At 57.8% G+C, this 3,152-nt stretch carries 2 protein-coding genes; both read left to right on the top strand.

The annotated features are described in order from the left end of the window. The coding region (locus tag PN477_RS02680; protein WP_272146961.1) for an SLBB domain-containing protein at positions 1–1,284 on the top strand (1,284 nt) is incomplete at its 5' end. 3 nt (positions 1,285–1,287) lie between these two features. Beyond that, on the top strand, positions 1,288–2,946 hold the full coding sequence (locus PN477_RS02675; protein WP_272116310.1) for a YcjF family protein: 1,659 nt from the start codon (positions 1,288–1,290) through the stop codon (positions 2,944–2,946). Positions 2,947–3,152: the final 206 nt, after the last annotated feature.

Genomic DNA, 3,152 nt, shown 5'->3' with positions numbered 1-3,152 from the left:
CCCCCGGACTTACCCTATACCCTAGATTCTGGCGATGTCCTCCAGATCAATATTTTTGACGTGCCCGAATACAGCGGCCAATACGCGCTCCTGGTTGATGGCGGCATCAACCTGCCCCTCGTCGGCGAAGTCAACCTGCGCGGCCTCTCCGTTGAAGCCGCCAAAACCAAACTTGAAGCCCTCTATCGCCCCTACCTCGTGCGGCCATTTATCAGTGTGACCCTGATTTCCCCCCGGCCCGTCAATCTCGTCGTCTCCGGCGAAGTCACCAACCCCGGCGCGTACACCGTCAACATTGTGCAAAACGCCACCCAATTCCCCACCCTCACCGATGCGTTGAACCTGGCCAACGGGGTCACCCTCTCGGCGGATATTCGTCAAGTCCAACTGCGCCGCACCTATCAAACTCAAGAACAGATCTACACCCTCAATCTCTGGGATCTGCTCAATCAGGGGGATGCTCGCCAAGATATTCAACTGCGCGATGGTGATAGTCTGTTTATTCCCACCGCCGTATCCATGAGTCCCAACGAAACGCGCCAACTCTTAAATGCTAGCTTTGCCCCCGATGCGAGCGCCCCGGTACAGGTGGCCGTGGTTGGACAAATCAACCGGCCGGGGGCTTATTCTGTGGTGAGCAATCCCCCCACGGGCAAACCGCCCACCGTCACCCAGGCGATTCAAACCGCCGGGGGGATTAAACCCAGCGCCGATGTGCGGGACATTCGGGTGCGCCGCTTAACCCGTGCCGGGACGGAGGAACTGTTTGAGGTGAACCTCTGGGCAATGCTCAATGATGGGGATATTGACCAGGATATTTCTCTGCGATCGGGGGATACGATTATTGTGCCGGAGGCGGCGACGATTAATAGTGAAGAGATTAACGCCCTGACAACGACGAGTTTTGCCCCGGAGCAGATGCGGATTGCGGTGGTGGGGGAAGTGGTGCGGCCGGGGCCGCAGGTTGTGCCGCCGAATACGACTCTGAGCCAAGGCATTTTGGCCGCTGGGGGGTTTAATAAGAGTCGGGCGCGGCAGGGGTCGGTGGAGTTGGTGCGGTTAAACCCGGATGGGACGGTGACGAATCGACGGGTGGAGGTGAGTTTTGGCTCGCCGGTGGATGAACAGACGAATCCGCTGCTGCGCCCGAATGATGTGGTGGTGGTGGATCGCTCCGGGTTGGCGAGTACCACCGATACCCTAGAGGCGGTGTTGTCTCCGTTTACGGGTATTTTTTCGTTCTTGAATTTCTTCCGGATTTTTGGAATTTTGCAAACCGATTAGTCTATGCCGTTGCCTCGTTTAATCACGTTAATAGTCGGCATTGGTCTGATTTTGGGAATGGTGCTGTGGCTGGTGGATTCAATCTATCGGCTCTATTTCCAGATTTCGTTTACCGCGCCGCTGTTGGCGAATTTGCTGCTGTTGATTGTGATTATTCTGTTGGGGTTGTTGATTTATGCGTTTTTGTATTATTTCAACCTGATGGCGCGATCGCCCCAATCCCGTCGCGCCCGGCCCATGGCCCAACCGCCCTTAGAGAAAACCGCAGCGGCGGGGGCAAATTTACAAGCGGTGCGGCGACAGGTGCAGCATATCGAGGATGAGGTAACGAAGCGATCGCTCCTGTTGCGATCGCGGGAAATCGAAGCCAGTTTGCACCAAGGCGAAATTAAAGTGGTCATTTTTGGCACGGGGTCGGCGGGGAAAACGTCCCTGATCAATGGCTTAATCGGTCAAATGGTCGGCGATGTGGGGGCGGCGATGGGAACCACCACCATCGGCCGCGCCTATCGCCTCAGTTTGCCCGGTGTGGATCGCGAGATCGTCCTGATCGACACCCCCGGCATCCTCGAAGCGGGAATCGCCGGGACAGAACGCGCTGATCAGGCCCGCGCTCTCGCCACCGAAGCCGACCTTCTTGTGTTTGTGGTGGATAATGACCTGCGCCAATCGGAATACGAACCCCTCTGTACCCTGGCGGAAATTGGCAAGCGATCGCTCCTCGCCCTCAACAAAACCGACCTCTACCCCCCCAACGAACAAGCCGCCATCCTCGCCCACCTCACCGCCACCGTTCACCCCTTCATCCCCGCCGCCGACATCGTGGCCATCTGTGCTGCCCCCCAACCCGTCACCCTCGCCGACGGCAACACTGCCCACCCCGAACCCGAACTGCTGCCCTTGATCAAACGCCTCGCCGCCGTCCTCCGCGCCGAAGGCGAAGACCTGATGGCGGACAACATCCTGCTGCAATCCCAACGCTTGGGCGAAGAAGCCCGCCGCCTCTTAGATCTCCAACGCCGTCGCCAAGCCGATAAAATCATCGATCGCTACCAATGGATCGGGGCGGGCGTGTTGGCGGTGACCCCGTTGCCGGTGGTGGATCTGTTGGCGACGGCGGCGGTGAATACACAGATGGTGGTGGAGTTGGGGAAGGTGTACGGCTGCGAGTTAAATCTGGAGCGGGGGCGCGAGTTGGCCCTGTCTTTGGGAAAAACCTTGGTGAGTTTGGGGGTTGTGAAAGGGGCGGTGCAGTTGCTTTCGACGGCGTTACAGTTCAACGTAGCAACCTATTTGGTGGGGAAAACGATCCAGGGGATCACGGCGGCCTATTTAACCCGGATTGCGGGAAAAAGTTTTATTGAATATTTTCGCCAGGATCAAGATTGGGGCGATGGGGGGATGGCGGAGGTGGTGCAGCGGCAGTTTCAACTGGTGAAAAAAGAGGAGTTTGTCAAAGGGTTTGTCAAGGATGCGATCGCGAAAGTCGTCGCCCCAATCCAAGATGCCCTCCCCACCCCCCTGGAGGATGACACCGATCTCGAACCGCTCCAACTCGGCGCAAAACTCGACCCCACCCCCGAACCCGCTCGCCTCGAACGCTGGTCACCGCCCCGCGACGATTGGGAAACCCCACTCCCTCGCCCCCGCGATGATTGGTAATCTGGCATGATTCCGGATCAGGAATCGATCAGCGTTCTTGCTTCAGTTGCGCCAACTGTTCAGGGGTTAGTCCCGTTGCCTGAAGAATCACCGCGTCATCAATACCCTGCGCCAACAGCGATCGCGCCGTCGTTTTGATACCCATTAAAATCCCTTCTTCACGCCCTTCTTCACGCCCTTCTTCTCGCCCTTCTTCACGCCCTTCT

The sequence above is a fragment of the Spirulina subsalsa CS-330 genome (assembly GCF_028330765.1).
Lineage (GTDB): Bacteria > Cyanobacteriota > Cyanobacteriia > Cyanobacteriales > Spirulinaceae > Spirulina > Spirulina subsalsa_A.
The sequence above is the reverse complement of the archived record's forward strand: the minus strand, read 5'-3'. Positions and strand labels throughout refer to the sequence as shown.

What these genes read in the sequence shown, in the direction of transcription:
- PN477_RS02675 (WP_272116310.1), top strand. Translation starts at nt 1,288, where the DNA reads ATGCCGTTGCCTCGTTTAATCACGTTAATAGTCGGCATTGGTCTGATT.